The sequence below is a fragment of the Gemmatimonas phototrophica genome (genome assembly GCF_000695095.2).
GTDB lineage: Bacteria > Gemmatimonadota > Gemmatimonadetes > Gemmatimonadales > Gemmatimonadaceae > Gemmatimonas > Gemmatimonas phototrophica.
In genome coordinates, this window is record NZ_CP011454.1 from 4,608,788 (window position 1) to 4,628,680 (window position 19,893).

General features: G+C 64.5%; 16 protein-coding genes. 11 read left to right on the forward strand and 5 right to left on the reverse strand.

Going from position 1 to position 19,893, the window contains the following annotated elements:
- Positions 1–32 precede the first annotated feature (32 nt).
- From GEMMAAP_RS19385 to GEMMAAP_RS19415, 7 genes are all read left to right on the forward strand, one after another.
- The gene (locus tag GEMMAAP_RS19385) at positions 33–2,219 is read left to right on the forward strand and encodes a type VI secretion system Vgr family protein (protein ID WP_026848851.1); all 2,187 of its coding nucleotides are present in this window, start codon (positions 33–35) and stop codon (positions 2,217–2,219) included.
- 10 nt (positions 2,220–2,229) lie between these two features.
- Positions 2,230–2,919, forward strand: a complete 690-nt coding sequence (locus GEMMAAP_RS19390; RefSeq protein ID WP_026848852.1) for a DUF6931 family protein — start codon at positions 2,230–2,232, stop codon at positions 2,917–2,919.
- 6 nt (positions 2,920–2,925) lie between these two features.
- On the forward strand, positions 2,926–3,225 hold the full coding sequence (locus tag GEMMAAP_RS19395; protein ID WP_026848853.1) for a PAAR domain-containing protein: 300 nt from the start codon (positions 2,926–2,928) through the stop codon (positions 3,223–3,225).
- 113 nt (positions 3,226–3,338) lie between these two features.
- Positions 3,339–4,013, forward strand: a complete 675-nt coding sequence (locus GEMMAAP_RS19400) for a M91 family zinc metallopeptidase (protein WP_026848854.1) — start codon at positions 3,339–3,341, stop codon at positions 4,011–4,013.
- Between the two features lie 5 nt (positions 4,014–4,018).
- A complete protein-coding gene (locus GEMMAAP_RS19405) occupies positions 4,019–4,615 on the forward strand; it encodes a hypothetical protein (RefSeq protein WP_026848855.1) in 597 nt (198 codons plus the stop codon).
- A 66-nt stretch (positions 4,616–4,681) separates the two neighbouring features.
- Entirely contained in the window at positions 4,682–9,424 is a 4,743-nt protein-coding gene (locus tag GEMMAAP_RS19410; RefSeq protein ID WP_082821519.1) for a PAS domain S-box protein, read from the forward strand.
- Positions 9,421–10,638 carry an EAL domain-containing response regulator gene (locus GEMMAAP_RS19415; RefSeq protein WP_043580047.1) on the forward strand — a complete coding sequence of 406 codons (1,218 nt, stop codon included), beginning with the start codon at positions 9,421–9,423 and terminating at the stop codon, positions 10,636–10,638. Before GEMMAAP_RS19410 ends, GEMMAAP_RS19415 begins: the two co-directional genes overlap by 4 nt.
- Before the next feature lie 5 nt (positions 10,639–10,643).
- Here GEMMAAP_RS19415 and GEMMAAP_RS19420 read toward each other — a convergent pair whose 3' ends face one another.
- From GEMMAAP_RS19420 to queD, 3 genes are read right to left on the reverse strand one after another with little or no spacing between them, the layout of a single operon-like run.
- On the reverse strand, positions 10,644–11,210 hold the full coding sequence (locus GEMMAAP_RS19420) for a hypothetical protein (protein WP_075071581.1): 567 nt from the start codon (positions 11,208–11,210) through the stop codon (positions 10,644–10,646).
- Positions 11,211–11,242: 32 nt separating this feature from the next.
- Positions 11,243–13,588 (reverse strand): TonB-dependent receptor, encoded by a 2,346-nt coding sequence (locus GEMMAAP_RS19425; protein WP_158514939.1) that lies wholly within the window; start codon positions 13,586–13,588, stop codon positions 11,243–11,245.
- Between the two features lie 56 nt (positions 13,589–13,644).
- Positions 13,645–14,004 carry a 6-carboxytetrahydropterin synthase QueD gene (gene queD / locus GEMMAAP_RS19430; protein ID WP_026848858.1) on the reverse strand — a complete coding sequence of 120 codons (360 nt, stop codon included), beginning with the start codon at positions 14,002–14,004 and terminating at the stop codon, positions 13,645–13,647.
- A gap of 137 nt (positions 14,005–14,141) precedes the next feature.
- Here queD and GEMMAAP_RS19435 point away from each other — a divergent pair, with 137 nt between their 5' ends.
- Positions 14,142–15,023 (forward strand): hypothetical protein, encoded by an 882-nt coding sequence (locus tag GEMMAAP_RS19435; RefSeq protein ID WP_026848859.1) that lies wholly within the window; start codon positions 14,142–14,144, stop codon positions 15,021–15,023.
- Between the two features lie 55 nt (positions 15,024–15,078).
- On the opposite strand, the gene GEMMAAP_RS19440 is transcribed toward GEMMAAP_RS19435, so the two are convergent.
- Entirely contained in the window at positions 15,079–15,810 is a 732-nt protein-coding gene (locus tag GEMMAAP_RS19440) for a hypothetical protein (protein ID WP_075071582.1), read from the reverse strand.
- 166 nt (positions 15,811–15,976) lie between these two features.
- Between GEMMAAP_RS19440 and arsD the strand changes: the two genes are divergently transcribed.
- The 3 genes from arsD (at position 15,977) to GEMMAAP_RS19455 (ending at position 19,032) form a co-directional block, all read left to right on the forward strand.
- Entirely contained in the window at positions 15,977–16,405 is a 429-nt protein-coding gene (gene arsD / locus GEMMAAP_RS20710; RefSeq protein ID WP_053333819.1) for an arsenite efflux transporter metallochaperone ArsD, read from the forward strand.
- A gap of 2 nt (positions 16,406–16,407) precedes the next feature.
- Entirely contained in the window at positions 16,408–18,216 is a 1,809-nt protein-coding gene (gene arsA, locus GEMMAAP_RS19450; RefSeq protein ID WP_026848861.1) for an arsenical pump-driving ATPase, read from the forward strand.
- A gap of 237 nt (positions 18,217–18,453) precedes the next feature.
- Entirely contained in the window at positions 18,454–19,032 is a 579-nt protein-coding gene (locus tag GEMMAAP_RS19455; RefSeq protein ID WP_053333820.1) for a hypothetical protein, read from the forward strand.
- 51 nt (positions 19,033–19,083) lie between these two features.
- Here the strand turns inward: GEMMAAP_RS19455 and GEMMAAP_RS19460 are convergent, their stop codons facing one another.
- On the reverse strand, positions 19,084–19,782 hold the full coding sequence (locus tag GEMMAAP_RS19460; RefSeq protein ID WP_026848862.1) for a hypothetical protein: 699 nt from the start codon (positions 19,780–19,782) through the stop codon (positions 19,084–19,086).
- Positions 19,783–19,893: the final 111 nt, after the last annotated feature.

Consider the following 19,893-nt stretch of genomic DNA (forward strand, 5'->3'; position numbering starts at 1 on the left):
GGCAATTCCAGCAGTACGCGGAGGTACGTCGCATGAATTACACGCAGGACAACCGCCCCTTTCGACTGACAACGCCACTGGGGAAGGATACCCTTCTCCTCACGGCGTTCTCCGGCGAAGAGCACGTGTCGACGTTCTTTCGCTTCGTGGTGCACGCCTGGAGCAATACCCCGACCATCCAGCCCAAGCAGCTGCTCCTCAAGGCCGTCAGTATCGACATGACACTGCCCGACGGCAGCAGTCGTACGGTGCACGGCATCGTCAGTCGCTTCGCCCTCACCGGCGAAGCGCGTGATGGGCTGGCCGGCTACGAACTGGAAATCGTTCCGCCGCACTGGGCGCTATCGCTCGACGAGGGGTACGAGATTTTTCAGAACAAGAGCGCCCGCGATGTGTGCGGCGATCTGCTCAAGGGCACGCCGTTCGAGTGGAAGTTGGTGCGAACACTGGATCCTCGCCCGTACTGTTTCCGGTATGGGGAGAGCCGGTGGCGCACGGTGGCCCGCCTGCTGGAGCAGGAAGGGATCTGGTATCGGTTTGATCACGCCGGCGGCGCCGCCAAGCTGGTGATGGGCGACACGTCGGCGTCAGCGCAGGCCGCGTGGGGCGTCAGCACCTTGGTCTACGATACCGACGGTCGGCGCGAAGGCCGGTTGACCGGCCTCACCATGTCGGCGGCGCCGTACGTTGCGGAAACGCGCGTGCGCACGGCCAGCGAATTTCTGGCCACACGCAACGTGGGTAATCTGGTCAGTGGTGGGGGCTCGTTTCAGGCCCCCGCCGATATCAAGGCGTACCGCTTTGAGCAGCAGCTGACCGCGCACCGCAGTGGCATCAGCCACAGCGGTGGCGATACGGCGAGCGATGCTGGCAAATTGCCCGATGACACCAAAGTGTACGCGCGGCTCCGCCAGGAGGCCGCGGAAGCAGAGGCCGTGGTGTACAGCGGGCAGTCCAATTATGTCGGGCTGCAGAGTGGTGCGAAGGTCAAGGTGGACGAGCATCCCAGTACCGCGCTCAACGTGGAGCTGTTTGTGCTGGGGGTGCAGCACCAGGGGGCCAACGGCTCGTATTTTGCCGACGCCAGCGATCCGAGCTACGGCAATTCGTTTACCGCCATTCCGGCCACGACCCCCTATCGTCCTCCGCGCGTTACCGCGTGGCCACGGGTGGGCGGCGCCCACATAGGCATCGTGGTGGGTCCGGAAGGCGAGGAGATCTATCCCGACAAGCACGGGCGGGTACAGGTCGTCTTCAAGTGGGATGTCGACGACTCCAAGAAGCTCGATCGCTCCTGCTGGATACGGGTGGCGCAGTCGTTTGCCGGCCAGAACTTCGGGGCGGTGTTCCTGCCGCGCATTGGTCACGAAGTCATCGTGGACTTCCTCGATGGCAACCCGGACAATCCGGTCATCGTTGGCAGCCTGTACAACAGTGCCAACCTGCCGCCGTGGAAGCTCCCCGACAACAAGACGCAAAGTGGCGTGCGCACCAAGAGCACGCTCAAGGGCGGCGCCGACGACTTCAATGAACTGCGCTTTGAGGACAAGAAGGGCGAGGAACTGATTTACCATCAGGCCCAGAAAGACCTGGAGACGCTCGTGAAGAACGACGAGCGTCGCACGGTTCAGCACGACCGCACCACCATCATCAAGAACAACGATGAGCGCACGGTGCAGGAAGGCTTCGACAAGCACACGATTGAAAAAGGCGAACAGATCATCAAGGTCGCCGACAACAATCGGTCGCTGCACGTGGAGAAGAACCACACCGTTACGGTGAACGGCGAAGAGTCCATTACCGTCACGAAAGATCGCAAGCTGGTGCTGAAGGCCAACCAGTCGCATGAAGTCACCAGCGACGACACCACCAAGGTGGAAGGCAAGCGCGCGGCGACGATCACCCAGGACGACACGATCAATGTGAAAACGGGGAACTACAAGCTCACCGTGGACACCGGCAACATCGATTTGCACGCCAAGATGGGCAATATCACCATCAAGGCCGACATGGGAGCCATCAATCTCGAGGCAATGTCAAAGGTGGAGATCAAGGTGGGCGGCAATACCATCACGGTCGACCAGAGCGGTGTGAAGGTGCAGGGCATCAACGTCAAGATTGAAGGCAGTGTCGCTGCCGAGGTCTCGTCGGGCGCTGCCACGCAGATCAAGGGCGCCGCGATGGTGAAGATTCAGGGCGGCATGACCATGATCAATTGAGACGGCCATCATGACGACACCGCTCACGATCGCCCCCGATCCGCTCGCCGCCTGCCCACCGCTGTTGCGCTGGCTGCTGGAGCGCACCGCGCCCGAAGACGGCGCGTTGGCCCTGCTCGACCCTTCACGTCCGCTCGACGTGATCTACGCCACCTGGGTTCAGGGCGGGCAGCTCCCCTCCGCCCTGCGGCTCATTGCCGGCGTCCTGCCGGCGCGCGAAAGCATCTGGTGGGCCTGGGTCTCCGCGAAGTACGCCGCGCAGTCGTCTGGTGGCAAACCGCCATCAGCCGCGGTGCATAAAGCGCTCACCGCCGTTGAACAGTGGATTGTACGCCCTGACGACGACGCACGGCGTGCCGCGTGGGAGGCCGGCGATGCCGCCGGATTGGACACCCCCATCGGGATGGCGGCAGCGGCCGTCTTTTTGAGTGGGATCACCGTTGGGCCTGCCAATCTGCCGCCGATCCCCCCACCGCCTGGCGTCGCGCTACCGCTGGTGAGCGGCGCTCTGCTGGTCGCCGCAACTGCAGGCGCCGATCCCAAGCAGATCGAACCGACCATGACGGCCTTTGCCGCTCAGGGCATTGAAATCGTCAAGCGACTGGGTGGCTGGGATACCGCGCTCCAGCTGGCCTACGATACGCAGCATCGGCTCAAGCAGGAGTACGATCGCGCCACCGCACCACCACCGGCGAGGTAACGCATCATGCCCCCAGCTGCCCGCATTACTGATATGCACGTCTGTCCCATGATGACCCCCGGTGTGCCCCCTATTCCGCACGTTGGAGGACCCGTGGTGGTGCCTGGTGCCCCCACGGTCATCATTGCCTTCATGCCATCCGCCACCATTGGCAGCATGTGCGTCTGCGTGGGACCGCCCGACAGCGTCGTCAAGGGCTCGGCCACGGTGATGCTCATGAACAAACCGGCTGCGCGCATGGGAGATACCACCGCGCACGGCGGGTCGATTGTGATGGGAGCGCCAACGGTAATGATCGGCGGCTGACGGCACCGAAGGAAACGCGGAATGATAAAAGGTTCACGCCATGATCATCTGGTGCTGTGCTACCCTGATAGCGCGTCCGTCTGTTCCCCCCAGACCGTCCCAACGGAGAAGCGATGAGCACCACGAACAAAAAGCTGTCGGACTTTCCGGGTTTTGCGATCTGCTACGATCCCAAGTCGAAGCCCTTTTTTCAGTCGCAGGTGGTCGAAGCCATGCGCATGCTCGCCTCGGTCGATCTGGGCAAGCAGCTCCTTAAAGGAATCGCCGATGCCAAGCCCAAGGTGCGCAAGCATCACGCGAGCCTCACCCCCGCCGCCAAAAAGATCAGCTTTTCGTCGGGTATCAACGTGGTCATCACCCCGGCCGCCGACATCAACTTCATCCAGAGCGGGTTCAAGGCCGACAAGGTCTACGGCGACCACGGCGCCATGAGCATTACGGGACTGAAGCCGTCTGCTGCGGCCTCCCACAACATCGCGGGCTGCCCGTTCCATATTGATGGTGGCAGTGCGGCCATGGCTATCGATCCAACCGCCGCCGACAACGGGCGTGGCACCTGCTCCATCATGTACTTCACCAATGCGCAGGTCATGACGCGCAAGGGAGAAGCTGCCAATCCGGTCGTCGTGCTGGCGCATGAGCTCATTCACAGCCTGCACCATGTCACCGGTACGGTGCACAAGGACGAAGAGCTGGTCACGTCGGGTATTGGGAAGTACGCCGACCTGCCCATGACGGAAAACGCTTTCCGCAAAGCGTTTGGCATCAAGCTGCGCGTCGAGTACTGATTACCATGTCACAGTTCACCAACGACATCGGCAAGCTGACCTTCAAGTTCGAATCGGCGATCGGTGCAGCTCCACCGGTTGCCACCGCGATGTCAGACTTCAAAGCCGCCCTTCAGGTGTACCGGGGCAAGCAGCAGCCGGGGCTCGAGCTCAATTATGTCAGCGCGTTAATCAACTTCATCATGGGCGTCATGCTGCTTCCGCGCGAGGAACGAACGGAACAGCTCAACCACGCCCTGGCATTGCGCGAGCAGTTTTTTGCCTTCACCCAGAAGAAAGCCGCCTTGGCGCAAAAAGCGCAGAACGGCTCAAACTTCATCGTGCGAAAGATTGCGCTGAAGAAGTATCAGAACCTGGCGCGAGACACTGGGGGAAGCAAAGGCGTGCAGACTATTGGCGCGCACAACGAAAGAGTGCACTCGAGAGCCATCGCCGACATCAGAACCGGCATCGATCAGAAGCTGCAGGGTATGCCCGGCTTCGCCGACCTGGATACGGCGTACGACCAGCTCATCAGAGCTGGTGACGCGTCGGGGAATCTGTCGGATATGCACACCACGGTAATGATGAACCTGTCCAAAGCGCTCCTGCCGAACGGCTGACCGCCGGTCGGTAAGGGCAACCCTGCCAACACTTTGGCCGGCGGGCGGTAGTATTGAAGGGTGCCTATGCCAACACCCTCGCCCATGTTGCCCCCGGCCGCCCTTGGGGCCGCGTCTCGGACCACCCTGACGCGGCGACTGGGGATCTGGCTCACGCTGGTGATTGCCCTCTGCATGGTAGCGGCAATCACCAGCTACAGGCGCTACGCCGCCGGCGTGCGCAATAGCACCGAAGCGCTGCTCGAATCGCTCGCCCGCGCCCGCGCCACGGCCATTCGCTCCCATCTTGATGAGCGTATCGCGGATGCCTGGGTCTTCGCCCGCCGTGACAAACTCATACAGGCCTTCGGTGACGGGCGCGGGGTCCCGACCGAACCGTATGCCGGCGAGCTCCGCCAAGCCCTCGACGATGTTGCCGGCGCATACGGCTACCACAACCTCATGGTGTTTGGTCGCAACGGGCAAACCATGGCTCAGTTGCGGACCGATACACTGGAGGCCCGTGAAAAGCAGGCGTTGGCCAACGCCATGACCAGCGGTCGGGCCCAGCCCATTCTGCTCCACGTCTCTCCGGAAGGAATCATGGAGTACGGCGTGGTCGCACCCATCTGGGCCGGCCGCGAGAACGTCGGTCCAGCCGACGGCGCCCTGTATCTCGTGCTCGATGTCGACACCCGACTCGTGCCGTTGCTCAAAGACGGGGTCCCCAGTGCATCGTACCAGAGTCTGCTGCTCCAGTTGGACGGAGACTCCGCTATCGCCTTTGTGACCGGGAACCGGCAGACAGACCGAATGACACGCCCCATTCAGGTCTCAGCAGCAGCCTCCGATCGTCTGCGGCGCAGCATCGACGCTGAAGATTTTGCCGGCGTCCCCGTCATCCGCGGCCTCGCGCCCGTGCTGCGCACACCGTGGACTGTCGTGGCCAAAATTGACCGCGAGGAAGCCGAAGCGCCCATCCGCGTAGCCGCCACCGCCATTGCGTTGGCGTTCCTGCTGCTCATCGCGCTCGCCACCGCGGTCACCAGCAGTGTAGGACGAAGCCAACGGCTCAAAGTCATCGAAGACAACGAACGGCTCGCCCTGCGGACGCTGCGCGTGGTGCAGACATCCACCGATGGCTTCGTCGTGCTCGACATCAACGGGCGCTTCATGGATGTGAACGACGCCCTCTGTGCCATCACCGGGTACAGTCGCAGCGAACTGCTGGCCCTGTCGCTCGCCGATGTCAAAGTGGTGGACGACCCGAGAGAGGTCGGCGCGGCCCTCGATCGCATTCGGAACGGGATCAATGAGCGATACGTCACGCGCTGGCGGCACAAAAATGGACAGGTGATCGATCTGGATGTGAGCGCCACCTTCATCGACGACGAGACTGGTGGCCGCTATTACGCGTTCGTGCGCGACATTACGGAGTCTCTGGCCTCCCGCCGGCGCCTGGAACGTGTCAATCAGCTCTACGCATTTCTGAATCACGCCAGCGAAGCGCTCTTCAAAACCCGCGATCGCCAGGACGCCCTCAAACTCGTCTGCGACATCTCCGTCAACGAAGGCGGGTTTCCGCTCGCCTGGGTGGGAGCGGTGGATGAGCAGCGGCAGGTAGTCACCCCGGTGGTCGCCGCCGGCAACGCCGCTGAGTATGCCGAGTCCATCACGATCACGCTCGATCCGGCCCTGTCCACCAGTCACGGACCTACCGGCCGGTGTATCACGGAACGGCGCTCCGTTGTGGTGGACGAGTACGGTGCCGACGACTCCACCAGACCATGGTCCAAGGTGGCCGCATCGTACGGTCTGCGCTCCGCGGCGGCGCTTCCCGTGTTTGTGGACGGCAAGCCCGTGGCGGCGCTCATGCTGTACCACAGCGTGCCGGGAGCCTTTGACGCCGAGATGGTCACGTTGCTGGAGGAGATCTCCCGCATCCTCGGGCTGGTGTTGCAGGGCATCGATACCGAACAGCGGCGCGTCGCCGAACAGGATCGTCGGCGGCGGAGTGAGGAACGATTTCGTAATCACTTTGAATCGCTCCCCATTGCCACGTACGTCGTGCAGGAAGCCACCGGAAAGGTGCAACGCGTCAACCGCGCCTTCCTGAATCTCTTTGGCTACGAGTCCTACGAAATCCCGACCCTCGAAGCCAGCTTCGAGCGGTTCTTTGTGGACCCGGTATATCGAGCCCAGAGCTTTGAAGTGTTCCGTCGCGATTTCAGTGAGCTCACACCAGGCAGCACACCACGTCGGTCTCGTGAGTATACCATTCGCTGTCGCGATGGCAGCGAACGCGTGGTACAGGCCATCGTCACCCGCGCCGCTGATGAGCTCATCATCGGGTGGGTGGATCTCAGCGAGCTCCGCCACAGCCAGGACATGCTGCGCGAAGCGCAGCGCATTGCCCGCCTCGGCAGTTGGAGCTACGACTTCCGCACACGCGTACGCGAGTTGTCCGACGATACCATTGACCTGTTTGACCTCGACCGCGCCGGCAACAACACCGAAGACATGATGCGACGGGCCTTCACGCCTGACGATCTCGACCGGTTGCAGTCCGAATTCTTCCGGGCGATCCGGGAGCATGATGTCTACGAGGTTACCGTCCCGGTCCTTACCCGCAAGCAGGAACGGCGGTACGCGCTCATTCGGGCCCGCGTCGCGTACGACGACCGCAGCGTTCCCATACGCGCCACCGGCTCCGCACAGGACGTGACGGCGCAGATGGAAGCGTCCAATGAACTCACCCGCTACCGCGAACTCCTCGAAGAGCGGGTCGCACAACGCACCGAAGCCCTGGCGGCCGCCAACAGCAAACTCGAGAAGGCGCTGGGGGAAGCCGACACCGCCAATCGGGCCAAGTCAGCGTTTCTGGCCGTCATGAGCCACGAAATCCGCACGCCACTCAATGGTGTGATCGGCATGGCCGAAGTCCTGACGCAAAGCCCCCTTCCACCACGCGATGCCGAGGCGGTACGGGTCATCCGGGGATCCGCGATCAATCTGCTGGGCATTATCGATGACATTCTCGACTTTTCCAAGATCGAGGCCGGACGGATTGAGCTGGAACGAGTGGAAACCTCGATCGGCGAGATGCTCGACAGCCTGCAGACGGCGCTCACGCCCATGGCAGACGCCCGCGGCGTGGATGTCATGATCTACCAGGCGCCCGACGTGCCAGACCGAATCTTCACCGACGCCGTCCGCCTTCGGCAGATCTGCTACAACCTGGTGGGGAATGCCATCAAGTTCAGTGGTGGGCGACCGGAGCGGCGTGGCCGTGTGGCAGTCCGCGTGAGTCTGGCACAGGAGTCGCCGCTGCGGCTGCAGTTTGCCGTCCTCGACAATGGCATCGGCATGTCTCCCGACACCATTTCGCACCTCTTCACCTCCTTTACGCAGGCCGAACTCTCCACCACTCGGCGTTTTGGCGGAACCGGCTTGGGACTCGCCATCTGCAAGCGGTTGACCGAGCTGTTTGACGGCGACATTACGGTGAAAAGTGCCGAGGGTGTGGGCTCGACCTTTACCGTCACCCTCCCCTCAGACGCGGCGCCTGCGCTCCCCGACCGCATTCCTATCGATATCCGCGGCGTGGCGTGCGTCATCCTGCAGGACAGCGATACGCTGCACGAAGCTGACGATGTGGCCGCCTATCTGCGACACGCCGGCGCCGTGGTGACGATCGCGAAGGATTTCGCCGCCGCGCATGCCGCGCTGCAGCAGGCCCCCAAGCCGGCCGTGTTCCTCCGTCATGCCGCACTCCACACACCACCTCAGGTGGAAGGCTTCAGCGACCGCGACGTACGCGCCTTGCACCTCACGGAAGGACGGCGACGCACAGCCCGTATCGTCGCCTCCAATCTCGTCACGCTCGATCGATATTTCCTGCGTGCGCGCAGCCTGCTCCGCGGCGTGGCCATTGCCGCCGGGCGGGCGTCTCCGGAGTTGCTGAAGGAAGATCTGCCCGTGCTACCGGTAACGCCGCGACGTGCCAATCCGCTCAGTGTGGAACAGGCGCGGGCGGCGGGGCGGCTCATTCTCGTGGCCGAGGATGATGAAGTGAATCAGAAGGTCATCCTGCAACAACTGGAGCTGCTGGGTTATACCGCCGAGATCGCCCGGCACGGGGTGGAGGCCATGAAGATGATGGAAGGGCAGCACTATGCGTTGCTGCTGACAGATCTTCACATGCCGCAAATGGATGGCTACGAACTCACGCGGCGCGTGCGCGAACGCGAACAACGGAGCGGCGAGGAGCGCCACATCCCCATTGTGGCCCTCACCGCCAATGCGCTGCGTGGGGAAGAACTGCGCGCACGCGACCTGGGGATGGATGACTTTCTCACCAAGCCGGTGCTGCTCTCGGTGCTGAAAACCGCGCTGGCCCAGTATGTGGCCCCGGCCACGGAGCTTGCAGAAGGCGCATCCGGAACACCGCAACACACCCCCGCCGTCAGCGCCAGCTTACCTTCCCGGGCACAACTGCCGACACTCGATATTGCCGTCCTGCAAGGACTCGTTGGGGAAGATCCACACGTAACAACGGATTTTCTGACGGAGTATCGGGGGAACACCAATCGGTTAGCTTCCGAAATCCGTCTGGCGCTCACGCAGGGAGACCTCGCCACGGTGAGCGCGGCCTGTCACAAGCTCAAGTCTTCGTCGCGGGCGGTTGGCGCTTTGTCGCTCGGTGAATTCAGCCACCGAATGGAACAGGCGGCACGGAATCGCGATGTGGATTTGGTCCACCGGCTCGCCACGGACTTCGAACCGGAAGTTGGCGCCGTCATGTTCGCCCTGACTCAGGCACTCCCGTGAAGTTGCTGCTCCTCGACGACGAATCCTTCGCCCTGCGATTGCTGACACACCAGCTGACCAAGCTGGGGTTCACGGAAATCGTGTCGTTTGACGAGCCCGCGCGGGCACTCGACGTGCTGGAGCAGGATGTCCACTGCGCGGATATGGTGCTGCTCGACCTGCAGATGCCCGGGATCGACGGCATCGAATTCATCCGACACCTCGCCCGTTTGCGTTTCCACGGCGGGTTGGTGCTGGTCAGCGGCGAAGATGAACGCATTCTGCAGACCGCGCGTCGCCTGGCCGAAGCGCACCAGCTGGATGTGCGGGGGGCCGTCCACAAACCGGTGGCCCCGGCGGCGCTGTCAGCCATGCTGGGGCCGGCCGAGAGCACGCGTCGTGGCCCCACACCGGTGCACAATCCCGCCGTACCGGCGACCGCCTATACACCCGAGCGCATCGCCGCCGGGATTGCCGCCGGTGAATTCGTCAACGTGTACCAACCCAAGGTCCGTCTCGCCGACGGCGAAGTGACCGGGGTCGAAACGCTGGTGCGCTGGCAGCACCCCACCGACGGATTGGTGATGCCATCGCAGTTCATTGAGCTGGCCGAAGAGCACGGGCTCATTGATCCGCTCACCCGTACGATTCTCGTCAACGCCCTGGAACAAGGCAAACGCTGGCGACTGGAGGGACGCGAACTGCACGTCGCCGTCAATATCTCCATGGAAAGCCTGTCCACGCTGGAATTCCCGGATTTCGTCGCCGCCATGGTGCGGGCCGCTGGTATCCCGCCGCATTTGCTGGTCCTCGAAGTCACCGAAAGCCGACTCATGAAGAATCCGCTCGCGGTGCTCGATGTCCTCACGCGCATGCGCCTCAAGCACGTGGGGCTCTCCATTGACGATTTCGGCACCGGCCATTCGTCGTTGGCCCAGTTGCGCGATATCCCCTTCGATGAACTCAAGGTGGATCGTCGTTTTGTGCACCAGGCCCACGCCGATAGCGCGACCCGCACCATTCTGGAAGCAAGCCTCGGCATTGCCCGGCAACTTGGCATGCGGTCCGTCGCCGAAGGCGTCGAACTGCAGTCGGACTGGGATCTCCTGCGCGAACTGGGATGTGATGTCGCGCAGGGATACTTCGTGGCCAGACCCATGCCCGCCGCCGCCTTCACCAAATGGTTCGGTGAATGGGAAACTCGGCGGCAGGCGCTGCGCCCGTCGGTGGCCTGAGCGCCTTACGGCGCGATCGTGAAGGCGAACGACACGTCGATGTCCGTCTCGCCGGTGCACGACGTGGCCGAGGCCACCTTGGGGGCGTCGTCATAGTGGCAGAGCACCACGCGCGTGGTGCCGGCGGTCGCCGTGCCACCCACGACCTTGCTGAACCGCAGTCCCAACGGACGGTTCTGGCCATCCACATCCGTCGTCGTCACCGTCACGCCGGTACCGGTCACGGTGAAGAACACCCGGTGCTCCTCGGCCTCTTCCTCTACTTCTTCGGTGATGTCCTCCACGGGGTTCGCGAGCCGATTCTCGAACTTCACCGTGCCCGTATAGGTCACGCCACGCGCGAGCGCGGGAATGGCCACCTGTGCGCTGGGCGCCGTGGGGCCATTGCCATCGGCATCGTCAATGTAGGTCGTAAGCGCCGTGCCACCCGCCGCCGGCGTCAGGGTGAGACTGACGCGGGAAATGACTTCAGACTCTCCGCCGGGCGCCGTGGTGGAATCACCGCAGGCAGCAAGGGACACCAGAACACCGGAACCAAGCGCCATCCAACGGCGAGTCGAGAGCTTCAACATGCTGTTCTCCAGGAAGAGAGAGGAAGGCCCGTTCAGAAGGGCATGGTGACACGGAACACGACATCGCGCCCCGCATCGTTGACAAACAGCCGATAGCGGCTGAGGTAATCCCGGTAGCGGGTGTTGAGCGCGTTGTTCACCGAGAGCGAGACATCGGTGCGGCGCCCCAGCAGCATGAAGGACCGTGTACCGGCCTCCAGCTGCAGCACCCCGTATCCGGCGGTGGGGAGTGTATAAATGGTGCCGTTGGGCACCCCGTCCTGTTCACGGACCAGCAACGCGCCGGCCCCCACAAACCACTGTCCCAGCGACGGGCGCGTTCCCATCAGCCGCGCGGACAGATTGATGCGATCGGCCGGCATGTCGAACAGCGGTTCGCCAGAAGCCACATTCGTCCCGCGTACCACGGTGCCATTGGCGAGCAACTGCACGCGCGCGTGCGGCGCATACGACGACGACAGTTCCACGCCTCGCAGTCGTGAATCCGCCTGCGTGTACCGATACCCCGGAAATGCCCCGCGAATGGTGAGCACGGGTTGTGTGGGCTGCAGATAGATGAAGCCGGACACGGTGTTCGAATACGCCGCCGCATCGAACTGCAGCTGCGATCCGCGATAGCGCAGCGCGCCCTCTATACCCTGCGACACTTCGGCGTTCAGTCGTGCGTCGCCAAGCTCGTACTGCGCCGTTCCGTGGTGCACACCCTGCGCATAGCGCTCGTTGACCGTTGGCGGACGCCATGCGCGCGCCACACGCACCGACACATCCAACCCGTCGCGCACCAGATAGGCGGCGCCCAGCGAGCCGGCCATGTTGCGCCACGAGCGTGTGCCCGCCGCGCTCCGGATCCCCGCATCGGCAAAGGGCAGCGTGGTTTGCGAGATGAGATCGCCGCGCACACCAGTCAGCAGCGTGAAACGACCCAGCCCCAGCTCCTCCTGCGCGTACACCGCGCCCTGCCAGAGATCGTAGCCGGGAATGAGAAACGCCTTCCCCAACGTCTGATTGCCTTGCGCGAGGGCACTGGTGCCCACCGTGCCGCGCCATCCCTTTACGCGCGCGTGTGTCCAGCGCACATCCAGGGAATTGCTGAACAGCTTGAGATTGAACGCCGCCTCATCGCGAAAGCGCAGCGGCCCGTGATTGTCGTATTCGCGGCGGTGGTTGTACTGCAACCCGTACACCACTTCCAGCGACGCATCATTGGCCAGCGTGCGCACGGTGCGCAGGCGCATGGTGGTGTGCGCCACTCGCTGATTGGGACGCCCGATGTCGTAGCTGAACGCCGAGTCGCGGGGCGCGGTGGTCATGGCGCGCTGGAGATCGTCGGCGTTCCCCACGTGCGCCTGACGCAGCACGCCCAGCTCCGTCGCAAAGCGCGTCAGCGACAGTTCGGCGCGCCCCCAATCGCGACGTACGCCCAGCGCCACGCTGCCGTTCAGCTCCCGAAAGCCCGTATTGGACAGGAAGTAGTCGGGCGCGCCACCGTTGCCCGCCACCCGTGACGTCAATCGCACGCGGTAGCCCACGGCGCCAATCGCGGGCAATGGGAGATTGGCCCCCTGCGCTCCCAGCGACAGGGCGCCCTGTCGGCTGTTGGAGAAGGTATTGAGAGCGACCGTGCCGTGCAGGCCGCCCGTGTCGGGGAGGGTGGGCGTATCCACACGGACCACGCCGCCCAAGGCATCCGCGCCGTAAAGCACCGTGGCAGCACCGCGTACCACGCTCACCGCATCGGCTTCAAAGCTGTCGATGTTGGGCGCATGCTCCGTGCCCCACTGCTGGTCTTCCTGACGCAGTCCGCTGTTCATCACCAGCACGCGCTGCGAGTTGAGCCCGCGAATGACCGGCTTGGCGATGCTGGGACCAAACTGAATGACGGCAACGCCAGGCAGGTTCTTGATCGTCTCGCCCAACGTCTGTCCGCGCGTGGCCGCCAGCGCCTGCGCATCCAGCGTGGTGGTCGCCGTCACGCGCGCCAGCGGTTCTCGCACGGTATCAGCCCGTACCGCCACCTCCTGCAGCACGGTGGCAGCCAGTTCGAGATGCACAGTGATGAGGCGATCGGCCTGTCGCAGGTCAACGTCTTGCATGAAGGGCGCAAAGCCCAGCGCGCGCACGTTGAGCGTCACCATCTGGGCCGGCAGGTCGCGCATGTCAAAGCGCCCGTTGCCGTCGCTGCGCTGACGCGCCGTGCGCGCCTGCCAGGTGACCACCACCTCGGCGTCGCGCACCGGTTTCCCCGAGGCCGCCGACTCCACCACCCCGTGGATGTGGCGCAGTTCGCCGTGCGTGTCCTGGGCACGCGCCGCGCGGACCACCAGAAGACTGGGGGCCGCAAGCAACAACCGGGCGAGTGCTCGATAAGGGATTCTCATTACCCTCGAAGGATAATGAGAATGACGCATCATGTAAGGGGGGAATCCCCCCAAGCCTACCGGGCCCCGCGGTACTCGCACCCTGAGGTACAGGTCTCCCGAACCACGACCGCGCTCAGCAATGGCAACACGGGGTGGAGGCGTTCCCAGATCCAGACCGCCAGCACTTCGCTGGTGGGATTCTCGAGTCCGGGGATGTCATTGAGGTAGTGATGATCCAGCTGATCATACAGTGGCTTGAAGGCCGCTTTGATATCGGCAAAGTCCATCACCCATCCCAGCGTGGGATCGAGCGGCCCCCGCACGCGGATTTCCAGCCGAAATGAATGCCCATGCAGGCGGGCACACTTATGCCCCGGTGGCACATGGGGGAGCCGATGGGCCGCCTCAATGGTGAACTCCTTGTACAGCTCCATGGGGGCAGTAGGGGGCGTCGACATGCCGAAACATAACGCGGGCCCGCGACGGCCAGACAGCAGGTAAGTTGCACCCTCGTCCCGCCTCCCGAGCTCCAAGCGGGGGCCGCCCGTCGCGCTTTCAGTGGTCTCTCTTCATGTCGCGTTTCCGTGTTGTCCTCTCCGGCCTGCTCCTGGGGCTCGCCGCCTGCGCCGGCTCCACCGCTGCCCCGGCACCTGATGTCACGCCGGTGCAGCTCGCACCAGCGGACACCGCACCACTGCGCCCCGCCGATGGCTTGCCCGCCACATTCCACGACGCCTTCGCCGCCGCAGATGCGCGCGCGCGCGCGGTCGCGTACTGGATGCAGTGCGTCCCCACCGTCGCACGTCTGCGCGCCGGCGGCACCTTTGGCCCCGCCGCCCGGGCGCCGCGTGGCATCATCTGTGTGCGCACTACTGAGGGCGTGCCCATTGGTGGCGTGTACAATGTGGACAGCAACTTCACGGCGCTGCGCGGCGTGCGATTCATTCGCCTCACCGATCGCGCCCCGCACACCGACGCATTGGATACCGTGCCGCTGCTCCGTGCACTTCATCTGGCGCGCAATGTCAGTGCGCAGGTTGCGCCCGCCTGGCGTCAGCGCAACCGGCCGTACACGGTCGTTCCGCTCGTGCTGGCGGGCCCACGCCTTGAAGCCTGGGTCATTCCGCGGGCCACCAAGGCGCGCAGCCTCGTCACCGGTGGCGACATGGGCTTCAGCGCCACCGTTACGTCCACACTGACGCCGCTGCTGCTCGACGATCGCAGCGCCACCTGGACGCAGCTCAACCTCGCCCCCACGGGCCCGGTGCGGATCTACAGCAGCACTCGCGAGGTACCCGCCGTGACCGATCTCGCCTCCGTGCGATACCACGCCGAACTCGGACGCACCGTCACCGTCAGCACCCCCGCGGCCATCAGCACCCTCGCACGAGGATTCGATCCGGGAACGGGATCATCGTTCACCTGGACACACCGGCCGGTGGCGAGAGAGTGAGAGACTGAGATCTCCGAATCGCACCTCAGACTCGCGATTCGGAGATCTCAGTCTCTCAGTTCACCGCCGTCAGCCAGCTCGCAAATCTCGCAAACAGGTCTGATGTCGCCAGCGGTCCCATGATCCCCTGCCAGAGCACGAAGAACACCAATGTGCCTGCGTAGGGCCACTCGCGAATCCCCGCCCGACGGTCGCTCAGGTACAGCGCCAGCAGGCTCGCCTCCACCAGCACCATGGTGGCATGCACGGCGGCAAAGGGCGACATGCCCATCCCCCACATGAAGAACCGCCCCAGGCCCGGGGCGAGCCCCAGAAACGCGGTGGAGGCCAGACAACGGCCGTGCATCGCCGGGCGACGCACATTGGCCAGCGCCACACTGAACAGCACCACAAACCAGAACAGCGCGCCCACGTCGTACGCCCCCAGAAACGCCACCACCGGTCGCGCCTCGGGCACCGCCATCGCCTTCAGCATCACCCGCATCATGGGAATCGCGGTCAGCACCATCAGCAACGCCAGCGGAATCCCCAGCATCGCCACGCGCCGGTGCCACGCGCGCTGCTTCCGCTCTATCAGCCACGCCTGACCTATCAGCAACAGCAACCAGCCAAACGACACCATGCCGTGGGCCGTATGTGCCAGATCATGCGTGCCCAGACGCGTCACGAATGAGGGCCAGAACCCCAGGGTCGTCAGCAGCAGCAGCCCCGTGATCCACCACATCGCATATCGATGCAGCGGCACCGGCGCCCCCGGCGCCGTCAAAGGCAGCGTCGCAGTGGTCATGGAGAGCGTAGACGGGAGTGAGGGGAGAGGAAGCCGCCGAACAAGGCACATGCCCTGCGACAACAAGAAAAAGCTACTGGAAAATTGCCATACCTGTCATATGTGGCTGTCCGCATATAAGTTTCCCGTAGTAGCTGCGCCAGCACACCGCACACCCGGAGTCCCGATGTCCCGCGCTCTTCCGCTCGCCCCGGCCGCGCTGCCCGAACCGACACCCAGCGAGACCACTTCGGCCTCCGCCACGATGCTCACGGGCACCGTCGCCGTGTTTGACCCGGCCATGTGCTGCCCCACCGGACTCTGCGGCCCCGGGGTCGATCCCGCCCTGCTCACCATTTCGCGCGACCTGCGCTGGCTGGAAAAACAGGGCGCCACCGTGTCGCGCAACGGCCTCTCCACCGCCCCCGACGCCTTTGTGGCCAACCCCCGCATCCAGGGACTGCTGCAGGCCTTCGGCGACGACGCGCTCCCGGCAACGCTCATCAATGACAAAGTGCTGGTGCACGGGCGCTATCCCACCCGCGAGGAACTGGTCGCCGCGCTCACCGTTGTCCCCCCCAACAGCGCCTGTGCCCCCGGCAGCGGCTGCTGCTGATCATGGCCACACCCGACGCGCTGGAGCGGCTGGCGACCAACGCCACCCGGCACCTCTTCTTCACCGGCAAGGGGGGCGTTGGCAAAACCACCGTCGCCAGTGCGCTGGCGCTGCGGCTCGCTGAACTGGGCCGCCCCACACTGCTGGTCAGCACCGACCCGGCGTCGAACCTCGACGATGTCTTCACCATGGCGGTTGGAGAACAGCCAACGCCGGTCCCGCGCACCGAAGACGCCAGCGGCCAGACGCAGCTCAGCGTCATGAATCTCGATCCCGTACGGGAAGCCGCCGCCTATCGCGAGCGCATGATTGCCCCGTATCGCGGTGCGCTCCCCGACGCCGCGCTGCGCAGCCTCGAAGAGCAGCTTTCCGGCGCCTGCACCGTGGAAATCGCCGCCTTCAACGCCTTCACCACGCTGCTCACCGATGCGGCCCTGGCGCGCTTCGCGCACATCGTGTTCGACACGGCGCCAACAGGACATACGCTGCGGCTGCTGAGTCTCCCCAGCGCGTGGAGTGGCTTCATCAGCACCAACAGCAGCGGGGCCAGCTGTCTTGGCCCGCTCGCCGGACTCGGCGAGCAGCAGCAGCAGTACGCCAGCGCCGTGCAGACGCTCTGCGACCCCCACCGCACCACGCTGGTGCTCGTCGCGCGCGCCGAACCAAGTGCCTTGCACGAAGCGGCGCGCGCCGCGGGCGAGCTCCATGCGCTGGGCATGCACGAGCAACAGCTGGTGGTGAACGGACTGCTGCGCTCCAGCGGTTCGGATGCCGTGGCCACGGCGTTCATCACGCGACAAACCGCGGCCATGGCCGCCATGCCGGAACAGCTCACCAGCCTGCCCCGCGTGGAACTCCCGCTGGTGGCATCGGAGTGCACCGGACTGGCCGCCCTGCGCGCCGTTGGACGGGCCGCAGCGGACACACCCTCGACGCCCGCCGGGCTCCACAGCGCTCCCACGCCACACACCGCTGCCTACAACCCCTTTGGCACCTTCGACGAGTTGGTGCAGCAACTCGCCGCGGCCGGTCGGGGGGTCATCATGACCATGGGCAAAGGTGGCGTCGGGAAGACCACCATGGCGGCCCGCATTGCCCAGGCGCTCGCCCGCGCCGGCCACGCGGTGCATCTCACCACGACCGACCCGGCCGCACATGTGGAAGCCGCGGTCCATGCCGTGACGCTGGCCTCCGGCAGCAACGCGCAGCCGTCGTTGCTCACCGTCAGTCGCATCGACCCGGCGCTGGAAACAGATCGCTATGCCAGTGAAGTGCTCGCCGATGCCGAGCACTCGTCGGGTGGGCTCGAGCCCGAAGAGCGGGCGCTGCTGGAAGAAGACCTTCGCTCTCCCTGCACCGAAGAAATCGCCGTCTTCCGGGCCTTTGCCCGCACGGTCGCCGACGCCGCCGACCGGTTCGTCGTGCTCGATACCGCGCCCACCGGTCACACGTTGCTGCTGCTCGACGCCGCGGAGAGCTATCACCGCGAAGTCGCTCGCACGGCGGGATCACACATCCCCGAATCGGTGCGCACGCTGTTGCCGCGACTGCGCGATGCCAGCTACACGCGCCTGCTCATCGTAACGCTCGCCGAGTCCACCCCGGTGCACGAAGCGGAGCGGCTGCAGCAGGACTTGGCGCGCGCAGAGATTGTCCCGTTCGGGTGGATCGTGAACGGCAGCCTCGCCGCCAGCGGCACGCAGCATCCGGTGCTCGCCGCTCGCGGACGCTTGGAGGCCCCGCACCTGCAACGGGTGGCCACCTCGCTGGCGCAGCGCGCCTGGCTCATTCCCTGGGACGCCGCCCGCTAGGCGTCATTCGCGTTTGCAGTATCCGGACGATCCGGTCCGTCCGCCCAATCCGTGGCGCGGCCAATCCGTGGCGCGGCCATGCCGCTCCGCACGGTCCAGCCTGTACGGTACAGCCCTCCTGTGTCGGGGAACGACCCACACCACGTCGGGTATTTATCCGCTTATGGCTATATACAGTTACCTGTATATTTACGTCGTACGGGGAAATCCGCTCACGCACAAAAGCCGGAGGGCTGTATGACATATTCTCGCCTGCTCCTCACCGCCACTCTCGCCGCCGCCGCCTGGTCCGCGCCGGCCATCGCGCAGGGCGGCATGATGGGCCGTGGTATGGGTGGTGGCATGGGTGGCGGCATGATGGGTCGGGGAGACTCCACGAATCAGGCGGTCATGCGCGTGGTGCACGAGCTGGTCATGAACCACGACAAGCTGCGCCGCACCGTCACCAACTTGCCCAACGGCATCCGCACCGTGACCGAATCAGACGACTCCACCATGGCCGCCATGATCAAAAAGCATGTGGCCACCACGGGAGAGTTTGTCACCAAGGGCTACGATCCCAACCTGCCCATGGCCTCGCCCGCACTGCACGGTGTGCTGCAGAACGGCACCCGCATCGTCCGGCAGACGGAAATCACGGCCAAGGGCGTCATTCTGGTCGAGACTTCAGATGATCCCGCCACGGTGAAGCTGCTCCAGACGCACGCTGCGGAAGTCACCGACCTGGTGAAGCGCGGTCGCGAAGCCATGCACGAAAACATGATGAAGCGCCGCGGGATGTATCCGGATACCACATCGGGGAGGAACCAGCACTGAATCAGCACGGCACCACCCCGTCCCCCGCGCCTCTCAGTGTGGCGCGGGGGACTAGGTGGCTCGCACGAACACGCACCCCTGTTCCTGCGCCACATTGGCAGCAAACACGCCCGACGGCTGCATGAGGATGCCGGGAATGAGCATCCCGTTCGCCTTGGTGGTGGCCGCCGCCGCGCTCACGTTGTCCTTGGCGGCAATGAGATCCACGACATCGCGAAAGGCCAGCGCACACGCCAGCACCACCACTCCGCGCGCGAGTTGCTTGTCCAACGTGTGCTGCTCAATCCCCGCCGGCAGGCCATCACCCGGGCCCAGCAGGGCGGGGTTTTTGCTGAGCGGCACCCCCGTCCACGGGTGCGTGACCTTGAACTGGGCGCCAATACCATACGCATCCCAGAACGCCTGATTCATGGCCAGCATGATGCCATCGTGCCGCAGCACAATCACGTTCGAGATGGCCGATGCCGGCACCTTGAGCACGTCCATGTATTGCCTGGCCACAATGCCACTGCGCAACACTCCCAACCCGCCGCCAATGTCGGGACAGTCGTACACCGCCTTGTGCTTGCCGGTCAGTCGCGTCGTCCAGCGCATGTCGTAGTCCTGCACCATCTCCGCATCGGCCTGCTCCTGTTGATCACCCGCCGCGTGCACGAATCGCTCGAGCGCCGGCAACGCCGTCGGCACACCCGTAATGGCCAGACCAGTGGCACTGAGCTGCTGCAGCAGCGTTCGGCGATCAAGAGACATGGACAGGGACCGGTGGTGTGGACTGGGTTGGCGCGGGCGTTCACCGCGCGGGCAATCACCACACTACAGTCGGAAATCGCCCGTCGCTATCATGGCGAACTGTTCACTGAA